Annotated in this window: 16 protein-coding genes and 1 other annotated feature; all 16 genes read right to left on the reverse strand. The window is 46.3% G+C overall.

Going from position 1 to position 16,554, the window contains the following annotated elements; all coding sequences use genetic code 11:
• Positions 1–14: 14 nt before the first annotated feature.
• The 16 genes from radC to hemA all read right to left on the reverse strand — a co-directional run bounded on the left by radC (position 15) and on the right by hemA (position 16,499).
• Positions 15–683 (reverse strand): RadC family protein, encoded by a 669-nt coding sequence (radC, locus tag QSV55_RS07015; RefSeq protein WP_289649621.1) that lies wholly within the window; start codon positions 681–683, stop codon positions 15–17.
• Entirely contained in the window at positions 683–1,381 is a 699-nt protein-coding gene (locus QSV55_RS07020; RefSeq protein WP_289649622.1) for a prepilin peptidase, read from the reverse strand. Before QSV55_RS07020 ends, radC begins: the two co-directional genes overlap by 1 nt.
• Before the next feature lie 177 nt (positions 1,382–1,558).
• On the reverse strand, positions 1,559–2,419 hold the full coding sequence (locus tag QSV55_RS07025) for an NAD(P)-dependent oxidoreductase (protein WP_289649623.1): 861 nt from the start codon (positions 2,417–2,419) through the stop codon (positions 1,559–1,561).
• A 162-nt stretch (positions 2,420–2,581) separates the two neighbouring features.
• On the reverse strand, positions 2,582–3,349 hold the full coding sequence (locus QSV55_RS07030) for a DUF1129 family protein (protein WP_289649624.1): 768 nt from the start codon (positions 3,347–3,349) through the stop codon (positions 2,582–2,584).
• The gene (locus QSV55_RS07035; protein WP_289649625.1) at positions 3,339–3,677 is read right to left on the reverse strand and encodes a PadR family transcriptional regulator; all 339 of its coding nucleotides are present in this window, start codon (positions 3,675–3,677) and stop codon (positions 3,339–3,341) included. The genes QSV55_RS07030 and QSV55_RS07035 overlap by 11 nt, the downstream gene beginning before the upstream one ends.
• 237 nt (positions 3,678–3,914) lie before the next feature.
• Positions 3,915–4,325 carry a hypothetical protein gene (locus QSV55_RS07040; protein WP_289649626.1) on the reverse strand — a complete coding sequence of 137 codons (411 nt, stop codon included), beginning with the start codon at positions 4,323–4,325 and terminating at the stop codon, positions 3,915–3,917.
• Positions 4,326–4,431: 106 nt separating this feature from the next.
• Positions 4,432–5,694, reverse strand: a complete 1,263-nt coding sequence (locus QSV55_RS07045) for a bifunctional folylpolyglutamate synthase/dihydrofolate synthase (protein WP_289649627.1) — start codon at positions 5,692–5,694, stop codon at positions 4,432–4,434.
• An 8-nt stretch (positions 5,695–5,702) separates the two neighbouring features.
• The gene (locus QSV55_RS07050) at positions 5,703–8,333 is read right to left on the reverse strand and encodes a valine--tRNA ligase (RefSeq protein WP_289651063.1); all 2,631 of its coding nucleotides are present in this window, start codon (positions 8,331–8,333) and stop codon (positions 5,703–5,705) included.
• A gap of 44 nt (positions 8,334–8,377) precedes the next feature.
• Positions 8,378–8,580 (reverse strand) — a binding site (T-box leader).
• Positions 8,581–8,603: 23 nt separating this feature from the next.
• Entirely contained in the window at positions 8,604–9,635 is a 1,032-nt protein-coding gene (locus QSV55_RS07055; protein ID WP_289649628.1) for an AbrB family transcriptional regulator, read from the reverse strand.
• 261 nt (positions 9,636–9,896) lie between these two features.
• Positions 9,897–10,322, reverse strand: coding sequence for a hypothetical protein (locus tag QSV55_RS07060; RefSeq protein ID WP_133450874.1), 426 nt, complete (start codon positions 10,320–10,322; stop codon positions 9,897–9,899).
• 143 nt (positions 10,323–10,465) lie between these two features.
• Positions 10,466–11,740, reverse strand: coding sequence for a glutamate-1-semialdehyde 2,1-aminomutase (gene hemL / locus QSV55_RS07065; protein WP_289649629.1), 1,275 nt, complete (start codon positions 11,738–11,740; stop codon positions 10,466–10,468).
• Positions 11,740–12,720: a porphobilinogen synthase gene (gene hemB, locus QSV55_RS07070; protein ID WP_289649630.1), complete on the reverse strand. Its 981-nt coding sequence runs from the start codon at positions 12,718–12,720 to the stop codon at positions 11,740–11,742. The genes hemL and hemB overlap by 1 nt, the downstream gene beginning before the upstream one ends.
• On the reverse strand, positions 12,710–13,387 hold the full coding sequence (locus QSV55_RS07075; RefSeq protein ID WP_289649631.1) for a uroporphyrinogen-III synthase: 678 nt from the start codon (positions 13,385–13,387) through the stop codon (positions 12,710–12,712). Before QSV55_RS07075 ends, hemB begins: the two co-directional genes overlap by 11 nt.
• Complete coding sequence (gene hemC, locus QSV55_RS07080) at positions 13,387–14,319, reverse strand: hydroxymethylbilane synthase (protein WP_289649632.1); 933 nt, start codon at positions 14,317–14,319, stop codon at positions 13,387–13,389. The genes QSV55_RS07075 and hemC overlap by 1 nt, the downstream gene beginning before the upstream one ends.
• 10 nt (positions 14,320–14,329) lie before the next feature.
• On the reverse strand, positions 14,330–15,163 hold the full coding sequence (locus QSV55_RS07085) for a cytochrome C assembly family protein (RefSeq protein WP_289649633.1): 834 nt from the start codon (positions 15,161–15,163) through the stop codon (positions 14,330–14,332).
• Between the two features lie 4 nt (positions 15,164–15,167).
• Positions 15,168–16,499 (reverse strand): glutamyl-tRNA reductase, encoded by a 1,332-nt coding sequence (hemA, locus tag QSV55_RS07090; RefSeq protein WP_289649635.1) that lies wholly within the window; start codon positions 16,497–16,499, stop codon positions 15,168–15,170.
• Positions 16,500–16,554: the final 55 nt, after the last annotated feature.

The following is a 16,554-nucleotide window of genomic DNA, read 5'->3' on the forward strand; positions in this document are numbered from 1 at the left end:
ACTTCACAAAAAATTTACAACAGTCCCTTCTCCTTAATACTGACAAAAACACCGTCCCCGATAATAATATGATCCAGCAGCTCGATGCCAAATAACGTACCGCAGTTGATCAGGCGCTTCGTCGCCTCGATATCCTCTACAGAAGGCGTCGGATCACCGGAGGGATGGTTATGACAGACAATAATACTGGCAGCAGAACGTCTGACCGCTTCTCTGAATACCTCGCGCGGATGAACAATCGACGCATTGAGTGAACCTTTAAAGATGACCTGCTCATGGATCACGACATTCTTCGTGTTCAAATAAAGGGCGATAAAATGCTCCTGGGTATAGTAACGCAGGCGTTCCATCAGCAGGTCAGCGACACACTGCGGGGATTTGATCTTCACGCGGTCTTCAAGAGAATGTGTATGCATTCTGACCGCGAGTTCTATCATGGCGAGCATCGTCACCGCCTTCTTCTCTCCGATGCCCTTGATTTCCCGCAACTCCTGCAGTGTCAAGTAGCGCATGTCCCGAATATTGCCCATAGACGTCAGCAGCTTGTTGGCAACTTCCAGGACAGACTCATCTTTACTGCCTGTATTGATGATGATGGCAAGAAGCTCCTGATTGGTCAGCTGTTCCGGCCCGTACGTCATCAGCCGTTCACGCGGCTGATCTTGTTTTAACATCGCTAGCATTATAGAAATCCTCCAAAGTATATAGTATAAAGTTCATCGTAGAATTTGAATACGAGCAGCGTACTAGCTGTGATAAAAGGGATAAGCGGTATTTTTCTGAGATTATGCTTGTAGAACAAGAAGCAGATGACAGTCATACCTCCGATGAAATAAGTGAGCATAAAGATCAGCAGAAAATAGGTAAGCGGCAGAAAGAGAGCAAATAAGGACAGCAGCTTGATATCACCGTAACCGATACTACCGGTCAGCAGATAAAATAGATGAAGCAGCATAATCAGCATGCCTGAAGAGATTAAATGCCGGCTGTCCAGCAAGAGCGGAAAACAAATCATCAGTAGAACGCCGGCGAATAGCAAGAGCATATGATCAGGCACTTTGAAATGATAAATATCATAAATTGCGAGCGGAACCAGAAATGAGATACAGGCGGCATACAGCGCTGAACTGCTCTCTGAAATGAAAAGAAAAAAGAGCACGAAAAACAGCAGCTCTGTCAGAAAGATATAAACCGGTATCCGGTTTCCACATCTGCGGCATCTCCCGTTTTGTATGATAAAACTGACGAGCGGCATTAATTCATACCATGACAGCTCAGCATGACAGCTGTCACACTGTGAGCGCCTGAATAAAGAACCTTCATAATAAGTGAGACAGAGCATAAAAGAGCCGATGAAACTGCCGAGTACTGCTACAACCATAAGTCACCTCTTTTCTTAACTTCACTTTAAAGGATAGACTGCTCCGTGTAAAAAAGCAGAAAAAGATAAAAAGGGCCAGCAATGCCTGCAGAATTTCATCAAAACACTCACTTTGATGAAATTCTGCAGCAAAGTCACCTCATTTAAAGAAAAACAGCAAAAAAGAGCAGACATCGTCTACTCTTTATCATTTTCATAATAATGAATGATCGTATGGGTGCCGTCCTCCATTTTCTCGTCGTCGGATAACGCCTCATAAAGGCTGTACGCTAACGCGAGGCCGGGAAGTTTGATCTCCATCTTCTCCGCTTCCTGCAGCGCTATTTTCATGTCCTTCAGGAAATGATGCGTATAAAAGCCGGGTTTGAAATCACCGGACAGCATACGCGGGGCTAAATTAGAAAGTGACCAGCTGCCGGCTGCGCCTTTAGCAATCGTCTCAAGTACACGCTCCACATCAAGACCCGCTGACTTAGCATAGTGAAGGCTCTCGGCCACACCGATCATACCGGATGCTATCGCAATCTGATTCGCCATCTTCGTGTGCTGACCACTGCCGGCGGGACCGAAGTAACTGACGCTGCTACTGAAAGCCTGAAGCAGCGGCTCTACTGTCAGAAATGCTGCAGCGTCGCCACCGACCATCGTGGAAAGAGTCCCATTTTTAGCACCGATGTCACCACCGCTGACAGGTGCATCCAGTATGGCGATGCCTTTTTCTAGAGCTTCCTCTGCAATCCGAGCTGCAAGTTCCGGGCTTGACGTCGTACAGTCAATCATGATCTGACCGCTCTTACCATTCGCGATTAAGCCTGTTTCCCCTAAATACATCTCGCGCACATCATCCGGATACCCCAGCATCGTGAAAACGATGTCGACCTCCTGCACCAATGCAGCAGGACTGTCGCACCAGATAGCACCCTTATCAAGAAGTCCCTGTGCTTTATGCTTCGTGCGATTATATACATACAGATCACCTGTCAGATAACCTGCCATGCTCGCGCCCATGACGCCGGTCCCGATAAAACCAATTTTCATGAATCATACCCCCTGTGTTACAATATCTGCAATGATAGAAAGAGAGAGAACTTATTATGCCTTTAAAATTCATCGTCCCGTCCAGCTCCATTTAGCAGTCATTATGAGTGTACTACTTATCTCAGGAAGTTTCCTCCTATTGACACGCTGATGATTCATGACTTAATGGCTATTTTTCTTAAATCTGGAATAGAAGGCCATAGCTCCGACTAATGCGACGACACTCAGCATGAGAAAGATGGATGATGAAATGTTGACGAATTCTTTACTGCCGGCGGGTTGATCCGTCAAGATCCGAGCGATTAGATCCGGCAATACGAGATAGACCATGACACCGATATAGAACCACGCTTTATGCATCGCGCAGAAACCGATGAAAAGAAGCAGCAGAATCAGCCCCAGCCATAGACTCATATGCCTATCTAAGTTGATGATGGATGCTCCTTCATTGGCACGTAGATAGAACTCCCCTGCTAAAATAACAGCAAAGCCTAAAAATGCAATCAGAAGAGGCGCAAAATAACCTTGTCTCGTATGACCGTATTTCTTTAACATCGTCATCAGTAACCAGAATTCCAGAGGCAGCAAGATGACTATTAATAGACCGTAGAAGATCAACCGTTCGACTGACATCTCAAACTGGCCTGCAACGAGCCTCGGGATAGTAAAGAATGCCAGGATTGCGAACAATGCGCCGATCATCGTCTTAATGAATGAATGGTCAAAGGGCATTTCCTTCGAGATTGAATCGATGTATGCATCCGGCGAACCTCCTGTGATACTCTCCACACTCTTACCACGTTTTTCAGCCTGAGTCAGATGATCTCTTAATTCATCAGTCACCGCTTCGATATCTTCATCTTTCTTACCCCGTTTCATCAGTTCCATTCTGACACTGTTTAAAAACTGCTCTGATTTTTTACTTAACATCTTCCACACTCCTCATTAAATTGTTCATGCCATGATTCAAAGCTGTCCATTTCCGCTTGAAAATAATCAGCTGTTCTGTCCCACTTGCTGTGAGGGTATAGTACTTCCGCTTCGGGCCCCCATTATCCGACTTGACCATCCGTGTGGTCACATAGCCTTTTTTATCCAGCCTGAGCAATACGGGATAAATACTGCCGTCACTGATTTCCGGAAAGTCATTCAATTTCAGCTTCTCTAAAATTTCGTAACCATATGTCTCACCCTGGGCAATCAATCCCAGAATAGCCCCATCCAGCAGTCCCTTCATCATCTGATCATACACCGCCACAATCCATGCCCCCTCATAACTATCTTACTTTATAAGATAGTTATTCAAAAAAATATCGATAGCTATCTTGTAATATACTATAGTACATGATAAGGATAAAATCAACTATCTTTTATAAAAAGAGAGTGAGACTTTGATATGTATCGTCCCGCAGGTGCCTTTTGCGGGACGTTTCTCACTCTCCTGCTTCCGTTTCCCAAGCGTATCGTCCCGCAGATCCCTTTTGCGGGACGTTTCTCACTCTCCTGCTTCCGTTTCCCAAGCGTATCGTCCCGCAGATCCACTTTGCGGGACGTTTCTCACTCTCCTGCTTCCGTTTCTCAGGTTCTCACACTCATCCCCCAAAAAAACAGAGACTTTAATGGCTCCTGTTCTATGTATAATCCCGAATGCACCACCAACCAAAAAGATATAGAATACAATCTCCCCTGCTTCTACAAGTCCAGTCGGTACTGCCCTGAATATTTCTATCGGACTTACCGGCTGCTGAGCTACATGATGATATGAATCATTAACAACCTGCTTTCTTCCGTCCACATTCTCCCTGTCATAAATACCTGCCGGAATGATATAAGTCATGACACAGGCAAAGGCTACTAGAATTAACAGCAGTGCATATGTATGCGGCATCTTCAAAGTCTTTTTCATCTTAAAAACCAACCCCTTTGTCTCTTCTCCTTTCCCTTTTCCCTAATTCTGAATATTTAAATAATATAAAGAAAATACCAGGCTTCCGCCTGGTATCACCCTAAATTTATTTTTTTAGATAAGCTTTCACTGCACTGATAAAGTAGAGACTGCCTGTTACGAGTAGAAGGTCTCCATTGTAATTCTTGATGAATTCACCGTAATCCTTGATTTTCATCTTCTGGTCATGCTCAACGGATTCATAGAGGGTATCGACCGGCAATGCTTTCGGAAAATCAAATTCAGTGACGTAGAACCGATCAGCGATTTCTTCCAGTGAATAGAGCATACTGCCGATCGGCTTACCATCGATCGCTGAAAATAAGACATCGATTCTGCGGTCGCTGTAATACGTCTTCATCGTCTCAACGAGTACGTCGATTGATTCGCGGTTATGTGCACCGTCGAGGATGATGGTCGGTTCCTCCTGCACTGTTTCAATTCGTCCAGTCCAGGTAGTCTCTTCAATCGCTGACACCATTTTATTGAAATCCAGATGCAGCATACCCTGCTCGTACATATCAATCAGCGCTGCAATGGCAAGTGATGCATTCTCCTGCTGATGATGACCGAGCATCTTCAGACGGATGTCTTCCAGTTCATAATCTTTATAACGGAAAGTGAACTCTTCACCTGCCGAGACACACTGAATATCCCGGTCCAGCTTAATGCCTTTAGCACCTGCTTCTGCTACCGCTTCATTGACATATTGCTTCGCATCGTCGTTTTTAATCGCATAGACCAGCGTGACGCCCGGTTTGATGACGCCTGCTTTTTCTCGTGCGATATCTAAATAAGTATCACCCATAATATTCGTATGATCGAGACCGATGCTGGTCAGTATGGTCATAATCGGCTGAAACACATTTGTTGAATCGTGCTTGGCTCCGAGACCCGCTTCTATCACAGCGAAATCGACAGGATGAACCTCACCAAAATAGACAAACATCATCATCGTCATCACTTCGAATTCCGTAGCAGGACCTAAATCTGTCTCTTCTGCCAATGCTTCACTGACCGGTTTCACTTTTTCTACAAGTGTCACAATCTCATCATCAGTAATCGGGCTGCCATTCAGACTGATCCGTTCATTAAATGTTTCAATATACGGTGAAGTGAAGGTTCCCACTTCATAGCCATTCGCCATCAGTGCGTTTTTCAGATAGCTGACAGTCGATCCTTTGCCGTTCGTGCCGACGACATGGATACCCTTGATATTTCTCTCCGGGTTACCCATGCGCTCAAGCATCCATTCCATGCGTCTGACACCTGGTTTAATGCCAAACTTTGTCCGTTCGTGTATCCAGTATAAACTCTCTAAATAGTCCATCATCATCCCTACGCTTTCAACTGTTCAAGTCTTTCTTTCACTGCATTATAGCGCTCTGTATATAGGGCCTGCTTTTCTTTCTCTTCGTTGATGACTTTCTCAGGTGCCTTTGATACGAACTTCTCATTGGCAAGTTTCCCGTTGACACGGTCGAGTTCTTTCTGCCATTTTTCAAGTTCTTTAGTCAGACGTTCACGTTCTTTGTCCATGTCAATCAAACCTTCAAGCGGCAGAATGACTTCTGCTCCGTAGACGGCTGTCGTCATCGCTTTCTCAGGCACGTCCGGTGACAGTGAGATTTCCAGTGTCGACGGGTTACAGAAGCGTTCAAGGTAGTGACGGTTCGCCTCGATGTGGTTCAGATGGTCATCGTTGTTGGCTTTAATCAGCATCGGAATGGCCTTAGACATCGGTGTATTCACTTCATTACGTGATGTCCGCACCGCACGGATAATCTCCATGAGCTGCTCCATCTCGTGTTTAGAGGCAGCATCCGATAGTTCTGGATGCACAACCGGCCAGCTTGCTGTCACGATGGATTCCCCTTCATGCGGCAGGTTCTGCCAGATTGCTTCCGTGACAAACGGCATAAATGGATGCATCATGCGCATAATCTGATCCAGCGTATAAGCAAGGACTGAACGCGTCATCTGCTTAGCCTCTGCATCGTCGCCGTTCATCGGAATCTTGCTCATCTCAATATACCAGTCACAGAAATCATCCCAGATAAAGTTGTAGAGACTGCGGCCGACTTCACCGAATTCATATTTATCAGCTAGACGTGTCACTTCTTCGATTGTTTCATTCAGGCGCGTCAGAATCCATTTATCCGCTACTGATTTCTTACCGTCCAGATGAATATCCTCTACTGTGAAGTCGTCACCGATATTCATGAGACTGAAGCGAGAGGCATTCCAGATTTTATTGATAAAGTTCCAGTTGGCTTCTACTTTCTCTGTGGAATAACGTAAATCCTGACCTGGTGTTGAACCGGTCGCAAGGAAATAGCGCAGCGCATCGGCACCGTACTCATCGATGACATCCATCGGATCTACACCGTTGCCAAGTGATTTACTCATCTTGCGGCCGTCTTCAGCACGTACTAAGCCGTGAATCAGCACTTCATTGAATGGACGACGGTCTGTAAATTCAAGTCCCTGGAAGATCATTCGCGCCACCCAGAAGAAGATGATGTCATAGCCTGTGACCAGCACATTGGTCGGATAGAAACGCTTGAAATCTGCGGCATCTGTATCCGGCCAGCCGAGCGTTGAGAACGGCCAGAGTGCACTTGAGAACCAGGTGTCGAGTACATCTTCGTCCTGGACCCAGTTCTCGCTGTCTTCAGGTGCTGTCTCACCGACGTATACTTCACCTGTTTCCTTATGGTACCAGGCAGGAATCTGATGCCCCCACCACAGCTGACGGGAGATACACCAGTCATGGATGCCTTCCATCCAGCGGTTAAAGGTATTCTCAAAGCGTGGCGGCACAAAATCAATGCGGTCATCTGTCTCCTGGTTGTTAAGGGCCTGTTCAGCGAGAGGGGCCATCTTAACGAACCACTGTGTGGACAGATAAGGCTCAACGACTGCACCACTCCGTTCTGAGTGACCGACCTGATGGACGTGTTTTTCAATTTTAACTAAAATGCCACTGTCTTCAAGGTCCTTAACGAGCTGCTTCCGGCAGTCAAAGCGGTCAAGACCCGCATATTTACCTGCCTTGTCATTCATCGTACCGTCTTCGTTCATAACGTTGATACGCGGCAGATCATGACGGTTCCCGATTTCAAAGTCATTCGGGTCATGGGCAGGTGTTACTTTCATCGCACCCGTACCGAAGTCCATTTCAACGTAGTCATCACCGATGATCGGAATCTCACGTTCTAAAATAGGCAGCAGGACTGTCTTGCCGATCATCTCCTTGTAGCGTTCGTCTTCCGGATGAACGACGACCGCTGTATCCCCGAGCATCGTCTCCGGCCGTGTAGTCGCAATCTCAATGACGCCTGAACCATCTGTCAGCGGATAGTTCATATGGTAGAACGCACCTTCAACTTCTTCGTGCACGACCTCGATATCACTGAGCGCTGTACGTGCTGCAGGGTCCCAGTTGATGATACGTTCGCCGCGGTAGATCAGACCTTTGTTGTACATATCGACAAAGACTCGTTTGACGGCGTCGCTTAAGCCTTCGTCCAGTGTGAACCGCTCACGTGAATAGTCTAAGCCGAGTCCCATCTTCGCCCATTGAGAACGGATAGTCTCCGCATATTCCTCTTTCCATGCCATCGTATGTTCCAGGAATTTCGCACGGCCGATATCGTGTCGGCTGATGCCTTCTTCTCTTAACTTCGCCTCTACTTTTGCCTGTGTCGCGATCCCTGCATGGTCCATCCCAGGCAGGTAAAGTGTATTGTAGCCTTGCATACGCTTCATACGTGTGATGATATCCTGTAAAGTCGTATCCCATGCATGACCGATATGCAGCTTGCCTGTGACGTTCGGCGGCGGAATCACAATCGTAAAGGGTTGCTTGTCATCATTATCTTCTGCCTTGAACAGTTCTGCATCCAGCCACTTTTGGTAGCGTCCTTCTTCCACTAACTTGGGATTATATTTAGTATCCATCAAAATACCTCCAGTAATTAATTTTACTCAATAAAAAAACCGTCCTATAAGAATAGGACGGGAATAATCTCGTGGTACCACCTAAATTCAGCCGCAGCTGCACTCAAACGATTAACGCTCGTACACGCTTATACCTACTCGCGTTCAGTATAAGACCATATGCGGGCTACCTTCAGTCTTAGATGCTGCATAGTTTCACCAACCCTATGCTCTCTTTCCAGTCATCACGGACCTACTCTTCCCGAAACCTTATTGAATAATCTCATATTAGCGGATTTAAATTGTCTTGTCAAATCGCTTCAGCATAACCTGCATCAAGGGTGCAACGATCAGAAGAATAAAGAAAATACGGAAGATATGATAGCTGGATATCATGGCAATATTGCCGCCTGTCTCCAGTGCAACGATAATAATCTGAGCCATACCGCCTGGTGCCAGACTTAAAAAGACATCGTTAAAGGGATGACCCGTCATCATTACAGCAGCGATGAAGGTCACTAAGATCAGCAGGATGTTCTGGACAGCGATACCGAAAAAGAGTCTCAGCGACAGACTGCTGGATAACTCCACCAGCTGCAGGCCGATGCGGACCCCAAATAACAGCTGAGCGGCTGCAATCCAGACATAAGGGATGGAAAAACTGACCCCTGTCGCTATATTCCATCCTGAAACGATAAAGATGGGCGCCAGCAGCTGGGGAACCGGAAAATGAATACGCCGGAGCAGCAGAAAGAATAAACCCGTCAAACTGATGATGAATAAAAGGCGGTCAAAGGACAGCACCTGAAAAATGGCGTCACTGTGCATCACGCCTCCTGTATTTCCGCCTCTGCCGAACGATGCAATAAACGGGACAATCATCACTACAAACAACAGACGCGAGGTCTGTGACAAGGTAACGGCAAGAAGATCCGCCCGTTTATTCTCCTCGGCCATGACGATCATCTGACTCAGCGCCCCGGGCACAGCACTGAGCAATGCTGTCTCATAGCTGCAGCGCGTCATTTTTCTGTAGATGAACGACAGCAGAATAGCTGCACCAATGATGAGGATATTCAGCAGGATGATATGGAACAAGTCCTTGCGGATATCTGTCAGGACCTGCCAGGTAAAAGTGGTTCCGATCTGCGCCCCTAAAATAAATAGACCTGAATCTGCCAGCGATTTCGGCCATATGATTGTTCTGCCACTTATTTTGCTGATGGTCGCTGCAGCGATCATCGGTCCGAACAGCCAGGGAAGGATCATATGTATCATCATCAGGCATAACCCGAACAGCACCGCCAAAAAAATGATTAATAATAACAACTCCTCTCACCTCCTATGTTTAAGACAATAGAAACGGGTATAGTTCATTATAACGAAAGGGAGGGCAAAAAAGTGATCAGATACTTCGGCGGAACGACAGGATGCATGTTCTCTATCATCGCATCTATTATTCTCACTATCATTCTCAATCTTATTCTTAACTTTATCTTCTAGTAAAATGACAGTTTCTCTACAGAAACTGTCATTTTTATATCCTTAAAATCAAAAAAAACCGTGAACAATGTTCACGGTTAACTGTTATTATGCAGCTAAATCAAAGTTGATGATTGAAGCTAAGTCAAAACCACCAGCGTTTGCTTCAGTTGTAGCTTCTTCTGTAGTTGTTTCTTCAGTAGTCGCTTCTTCAGTAGTTGCATTTTCAGTTGTAGTTTCTTCTGTTTTGTTTTCTTCTTTTTTGTCATCTTTATCATTGTTGCAAAGGTTTAATAAGAATGGAATAGCTAAAAGAAGAAGTAATAATGGAATTAACCATGGCCATGGACTTTTCTTTTTAGGTTCTTCGTGAGCAACATGGCGAGTTTCACGAGTTGTAGTTGTTTCTTTAACACGGTCTCCAGCTACACCATCACGATGAGTAGTGCTGTCCACTGTGTGTGTTACGTGACGATCACGCTCTGAATCATAGATAACATCTTTGTCGTTTCTGTTATTGTTGTTATTAGCCATTTGACTTACCTCCACATAGGTTATATTTTTTTGTAAATTTTATTTACATGAATAATATTGCCTGAATGCAGAATTATAAACATAAATCGTCAAAAAATATTGATTATTTTTATATTTCGTATAATCAGAGTAGGCTAAAACCCTTATTTGACGGCACTTAGCGCTTTATCAAATGCGTCTAGCGTTTTGTCAATATCTTCAGCAGTATGCTGGGTTGACAGGAACATCCCTTCAAATTGTGACGGTGGTAAGAAGACGCCCTGTGCTGCCATTTCTTTATACATGGCCGCAAATAATTTAAGGTCTGATTTAGATGCAACTTCAAAATTCGTTACTTTTTCCTCATTCAGGAAGTAGCCGATCATACTGCCTGCGCGGTTAATTGTAATAGGCACACCGTGCTTGGCAAATATTTCTGTGAGTCCTGCTTCCAGCTGATCGCCTAATTGATTGAAATGCGCATAACTGTCTGGCGTTAACTGACTCAGCGTATAATAGCCCCCTGTCATCGCGAGCGGATTACCACTTAATGTCCCGGCCTGATAAATATCACCTGCCGGCGCGATGTGCTCCATGATGTCTTTCCGTCCGCCAAATGCGCCTACCGGCAGACCTCCGCCGATCACTTTCCCCAAGCAAGTTAAATCCGGCGTCACATTGAAGTAACCTTGGGCACAGTTGTAGCCTACCCGGAAGCCTGTCATCACCTCATCAAAGATCAGCAGTGAACCATATTCATTTGTGATGTCCCGCAGTCCTTGGAGAAAACCTTCTACCGGCGGCACCACGCCCATATTACCTGCCACAGGCTCTACTATCACACAGGCAATATCATCGCCGAATTTCTCGAATGCAGTCTTAACCGCTTCTAAGTCATTGTAATGCACAGTAATGGTATTTTCAGCGGTCCCTTTAGGCACGCCCGGTGAGTCAGGCAGACCTAGAGTCGCCACACCTGAACCTGCTTTAATGAGTAAACTGTCGCTATGACCATGATAGCAACCGATAAATTTCAGGATCTTGTTACGCCCTGTATAGCCACGCGCTAGACGGAGGGCCGCGAGCGTCGCTTCAGTACCGCTTGAGACCATCCGTACCATCTCGATTGACGGCACACGTTCAATCACGAGCTCAGCCATCTTCGTTTCAAGTTCTGTCGGCGCGCCGAAACTCGTTCCTTTCTGGATGGCTTTTGACAGTTCTGCTGTCACCTTATCATCCGCATGCCCTAAAATCAGGGGACCCCAGCTGAGTACATAGTCAATATATTCATTGCCGTCTATATCATAGATTTTAGAACCTTTACCGTGGTCCATGAATATCGGATCCATATCCACACTCTTAAATGCACGCACCGGGCTGTTGACGCCACCCGGCATCACTTTCACTGCTTCTTTGAATGCTTGCTCTGATCTCATTAGTATGCTCCTTTATCTAAGTAATGACAGATATCTTTTGCGAAATAGGTGATGATCATATCTGCGCCCGCGCGCTTCATTGAAATCATCTGTTCCATGACGATACGTTCCTCATCAATCCAGCCGTTAAGTGCAGCTGCTTTAGTCATCGCGTATTCCCCGCTGACATTATAGGCCACGACCGGTATGTTTGAATGGTTGCGGACGTCACGGATGATGTCAAGATAACTGAGGGCCGGTTTGACAATCATCATGTCACAGCCTTCCGCAAGATCACTTTCCAGTTCACGCATCGCTTCTAAGCGGTTGGCCGGATCCATCTGGTAACCTTTACGGTCGCCCTGACCAGGCGTACTCTCTGCTGCATCACGGAACGGGCCATAGAAAGCAGAGGCATATTTGATGCCGTAACTCATGATCGGTATATGATAGAAGCCTGCTTCATCGAGCCCCGCCCGAATCGCCTGCACAAAACCATCCATCATATTGCTCGGTGCAATGATATCTGCTCCTGCTTTCGCCTGTGATACTGCTGTCTTGACAAGCAGCGGCAACGTTTCATCATTGAGGACATGGCCATGGTCGTCCAGCACACCGCAGTGACCATGATCGGTATACTCACAGAGACACGTATCAGCAAGTACGAGCATATCCGGATAAAGTTCCTTCGATAATCGTGTGGCTTTCTGGATGATACCATCATCGATAAAGGCACCCGTTCCGCAGGCATCCTTTTCATTCGGGATACCGAAGAACATCACTGCTCTGATGCCCGCATCGTACGTCGTCTTCAGCTCTTCATGCAGCATATTCAAGCTCAGCTGGTAGACACCAGGCATGGATGGGACTTCATTTCTGATATTATCCTGTTCAATCACAAAGATCGGATAGATGAGATCTTTCTTGGATAAAGTAGTCTCTCTCACCATATCACGCATCACTGCTGAACTTCTTAAACGTCTATGTCGGTCAAAATTCATTCTGTTCCCTCATTTCCAGTATTTTGATAATCATCTGTTCTTTAGTCGCTTCTTCAGGCATCACACATTCTTGTCCGTAGTCGGACAGCCTGTTACGTGTCACAGGGCCAATTGCGACCACTGTAATCTCAACAGGCGCGTATAAACTGTAATACGCATCTACAGCTGACGGACTCATAAAAGTCAGAACGTCTACTTTCTGCGCTTCAATCATAGCATGAATCTGTTCTGCAGCCGAACGAGAAGGCGCCGGCCTGTACAGGTCAATACGGTCCACTTGACCACGAGTGCCGAGAAACTGGCTCAGTGCCGGCCTGGCCTGCGTACTGGCGGGGAGACAGATTCGCTTGTTATCAAAGCGACGCCCCGCTTCAGCGATGAATGACTCCTGATTATACTCGCTTGGAATGTAGTCTACCGTATAGCCCCGCTCTTCAAGGGCTGCCTGCGTCTTAACGCCTATCGCCGCGATGTGATCTGCTGTGATGTCATAAAGCTGACTGAACAGCTCCACCGCGTTCTGACTCGTAAAAATAAGCCAGTCATAGTGCTGATGATAGTCACTGCGTACGGGGAGCACTTCTATACCGATAAGCGGTATATGAACGAGCTCAACTTCGTCTGTCTGTGTTTGTCCACTATCAGTCATCACTACAACTGGCTTCATTATGATCGACTTCCTTCTATATTTAATGCCTCAATAATCGCATAAGCACCGTTTTCTTTCATTTCAGCCGCCGCCTCTTCACCCATTGACGCCGTATCGTTACTGCGGATATCGCTCGCAAAACGCTGTCTGCCGTCCGGTGACATGATGAGTCCGCGGAAGTGTATTTCATCGTTCTCAACAACTGCGTGTCCCGCAATCGGTACTTGACAGCTGCCGTCCATCAGGCGCAGAAAATCGCGTTCAACTTGTGTGCAGCGTGCCACATCGTCATTATGCACGGCTTTCAATATGTTGAGGACAACTTCATCGTCTGCACGACATTCGATTCCCAGCGCACCCTGCCCGATCGCCGGCAGCATGACTTCAGGTTCAAGATATTCCGTCACCGTGTCTGCATTCCAGCCCATGCGTTTCAGACCGGCTGCCGCAAGAATGATCGCGTCGTAGGCATCGTTCTTCAGCTTGTTCAGACGCGTATCGATATTACCCCGTATCCACTCAATCTTCAGATGCGGATACTGATTCAGAATCTGAGCGCCGCGGCGGAGTGAACTCGTACCGATAACGCTGCCTGCCGGTAAGTCTTTGAGTTTCGTATGATTTTTAGAGATAAAGGCATCTCGAGGATCTTCACGGTCTGGAATACAGCCGAGTATCAATCCTTCCGGCAGGACACTAGGGACATCTTTCAGTGAGTGAATCGCAATATCGATCTCCTTGTTGAGCAGAGCCTGTTCAATCTCTTTGACGAACAGTCCTTTCCCTCCTACTTTAGAGAGCTGTACATCGACGATTTTATCACCTTGTGTGACGATTTCCTTGAACTCAATTTCCAGCTCAGGAAACTTCGCCTGCAGAGAATCTGTGAACTGCTTGCTTTGCGTTAAAGCCAGTTGACTTCTTCTCGTTCCCACTACGATTTTCACCATAATAATCCTCCTAATTAATCAGCTGATGAAACTCTGAATATCTGCTGATGATCAGATAATTGACCATACAGATCAGAAAGAACATGATATTGATTTCCATCAGTCTGTTCAACTTCATTTTTTTGTATGTGAAGAAATAAATATAAATCCCGTATATCAAGAGCACAATCGCTGAACCGACTACTTTACTGTCCAGCCAGATGGAAGGCCCGATCAGTATCAGTCCCCACTGGACACCGAGCACCAGTGAGATAAGCAGCAGGATAAAGCCGATGATGCTGAAATGATTGACGGAGCGGCTGATAGAGGCAAGATCATTCATCCTGAAGAACTTCTGGGTGAATCTCTTATTTTTCAGATTGCGCATCTGATAGAGATAAAGCCCGGCCTGTATCGCAGCGATCAGAAAAGTCACGTACGCCGCTATTGCCAGCGTCACGTGTACCATCAGCAGCTCGTTCATCATATGTGAGACTGTGGTATGAGACTGATATTCCACCGGCTGAAACGTATGAATCGCCATAAAGATGAAGCCGATCAAGTTCATCATAAACCCTAAGAATTCAGTCCGGGTCGTCTCTGACATGACGATTGAGGCGATGATGATCAGCCACGTAAAGAAATAGAAGCCTTCTGTAATCGTCTGCACCGGAAAACGGCCAGTTGTCAGATAGAACTGACCGATCATCAAGGTCTGCATCACCAGCACAACGATCAGGAGCACAAAACCTATTTTCTTGATACGGTTATTCTTGTCGATAAAATCTATCAAATAACAGGCAATACTCATCATGTAAATGAAGAGTATTGCCTCATTAATTCTGACTGTCAGTAACTCAGACATCTAATCACCCATTTCCTGGTTCCAGCTGTCCTTGCATCGGTTTACTGTCTGAGCGTCTATGTGTTTCTACTTCGTTTGTAATGTTGAAGATTTCCTGGAAAAACTGCAGCTGCTCTTCGCGATTGGCACTGCCGCTCAGTTCCTTCGCCTGCTGAATCGGATCTTTCAGCATCTGGTTGATGATACTCTTCATATGCTTGGAAATCACTTTGCGGTCACGTTCAGACAAGTCCGGCATCTTACGGTCGATGCTGTCCATCGTCGTCTCCTGGATGCGCAGTGCTTTCTCACGCAATGCAGTGATGACCGGAACCACACCGAGCATATTGACCCAGTCAAGGAACTGGATGATCGCTGTCTCTATCATACCTGTGATCTTATCAGCGGCTTTTTCACGTTCAGCGAGATTGGCATCAACCAGACCTTTCAAGTCATCGACATCATAGTTGAAGACAAGGTCCAGTTCGCCGACTGCCGGATCAATATCACGGGGTACAGCGATATCTATCAGCACCAGCGGATGGGCAGGACGTAAATTCATGACGTGAGCCATCATGTCCGCTGTAATAATATAATCACGTGCACTTGTCGAAGAGATAACGATATCATTCTCAAGAAGCGCGCACTGAAGTTCTTCCATCAGCAGATGTCTGCCACCGAAACGGCCTGCTAATGTTTCAGCTTTTTCTGCCGTCCGGTTCATCACGGTGATATCTTTGGCACCGCTGCCCGCCAGATTTTCAAGCGCAAGCTCTGCCATCTCACCCGCACCGATAATCAGAATGCGTTTGCCTTGCAGAGAACCCAGTATTTTCTTCGACAGTTCAACTGCCGCATACGAAACTGAGACCGCCTTGGAAGAGATATCTGTTTCAGAATGCGCACGTTTTGCCAGGGTAATCGCTTCTTTAAACAGCTTATTAAAAATAGTGCCCGTCGTTCCTTCACTCTGTGCCAGGAGGAAACTGTCACGGATCTGCCCGAGAATCTGTGTCTCACCTAAGACGATCGAATCAAGGCCGGCTGTCACTCTGTATAAATGTCTCACTGCTTCATCATCAACTTTAACACTCGTCACACTTTTGACGGTCTCCATAGACACATCAAACCACTCAGCAAGGAATGCTTTCACATAGTAACGTCCTGTATGAATCTGATCGACCACTGCATAGACTTCTGTCCGGTTGCAAGTCGATACGATGACACCCTCCAGTACTGATTTCTGATTAATCAGTGCTGAATGTGCCTGTTCAATATTCATTTCTGAAAAAGTCAGCTGTTCCCGTAAGCTGACGTCTGCTGTTCTGTGATTGACACTCACTACAACAATATGCATTTCTGTCGCCCCCAATATAGCCATTACTCCTATTATAGCACTAACTCGCCCCGCT

Origin of the sequence: Macrococcus bovicus, from assembly GCF_030376725.1 — a bacterium.
Lineage (GTDB): Bacteria > Bacillota > Bacilli > Staphylococcales > Staphylococcaceae > Macrococcus > Macrococcus bovicus.